The sequence below is a fragment of the Vibrio sp. 661 genome, from assembly GCF_033339315.1.
Taxonomy (GTDB): domain Bacteria; phylum Pseudomonadota; class Gammaproteobacteria; order Enterobacterales; family Vibrionaceae; genus Vibrio; species Vibrio alginolyticus.
Genome location: NZ_JAWOUJ010000123.1, coordinates 1 through 1,077 on the forward strand (window position 1 = coordinate 1; position 1,077 = coordinate 1,077).

Sequence of the window (1,077 nt, forward strand, 5' to 3'; positions counted from 1 at the left end):
ATCGGGATTGTGAGCTACGGCTCATCCATTTGTGAGTCGGCAGCCATTCCGAGCGTCTTCACAGAGATTCTGAATTACACCTCATGGATAGAGGCAAGAACCAGTTCTGGGGTTAAAACCGTTTATAACGCAAGCTTAGCAGCCTTAGAGGATTACCATAGCGAAGGTGATTCGGGCTTTGATCCAGAGGACACTAATGTTTCAGGATTTAGCGACAACGGCAGCGGTGGTGCAATAGGTGCAGGGTTGTTGTTCTTTGGAGGATTATTAGGGTGGCTGCGACGCAGAAAAACGACGTAACGTTTCTCTTTACTAGATAAAAATAAACGCAAAACGCTTACAACGTTTTGCGTTTCACGCGAGAGTTGATGATGTCTTCAATCAGCTTTTGCTCTTTTTTGGCTTTCTCATAATTTTGCTTGGTACGCCATCTCTCTAATACCTTTTCCAACCCTTGAACGCGAGCGTGTTTGTGTTCTAACGTTTTTTGTACTGATGCACATTCAGCTTGCATCACCGCTTGTTCTTGCTCGTGGTGACGGAGCATTCTTTGCAGCATCTGATCAACGCGGTTGAAGTTCATCAACGCCGCGCTATTCAAAGACGGAGAGGACAACGCCGATTGACCAGCGTGTCCTTTGAGAGCTGAAAGTTGTTGCAACTGCGTTGAAAGATGATTGTGACGCTGACGCATAGCGTCGAGCTGTTGCCCGACCCTATCACGCTGCTTTTCTTCCATTTGTTGCAGTTTTCCGACCGCTTTAAGTTTGGCTTTCATCGCTGCGTTCGCTCTCTACTGTGCGCCTTGGAACATTTGAGCCAGCTCAGTCAAACTGGTGGTGTAATCCACCGCCTCGTTCGCTGATTGCTGTAAGTACGAACGCAAATGCGGATACATCGAAACAGACTGATCCAACTCAGGGTCCTGACCCGGTTGATAGCCACCGAGCGGCAGTAACTCTTTCACCTGAAGGTAATTGGAGTACATTTGGCGGAAGTTGTTTGCGATGGTGGAATGAGCAGGTTGCGTACAAGTGCTCATACAACGGCTGATAGAAGCGTTGATATCAATCGCCG

Annotated in this window: 1 protein-coding gene and 2 pseudogenes; 1 reads left to right on the forward strand and 2 read right to left on the reverse strand. The window is 47.8% G+C overall.

Features of this window, described 5'->3' with window-relative positions; genetic code table 11:
* Positions 1–300, forward strand: a pseudogene (locus tag R7P69_RS25130) (serine protease); the annotation flags it as partial.
* Between the two features lie 37 nt (positions 301–337).
* Here the strand turns inward: R7P69_RS25130 and fliJ are convergent.
* Positions 338–778 (reverse strand): flagellar export protein FliJ, encoded by a 441-nt coding sequence (fliJ, locus tag R7P69_RS25135; protein WP_005462826.1) that lies wholly within the window; start codon positions 776–778, stop codon positions 338–340.
* Between the two features lie 15 nt (positions 779–793).
* Positions 794–1,077, reverse strand: a pseudogene (fliI, locus tag R7P69_RS25140) (flagellum-specific ATP synthase FliI); the annotation flags it as partial.

What these genes read in the sequence shown, in the direction of transcription:
- fliJ (WP_005462826.1), bottom strand. Translation starts at nt 778, where the DNA reads ATGAAAGCCAAACTTAAAGCGGTCGGAAAACTGCAACAAATGGAAGAA.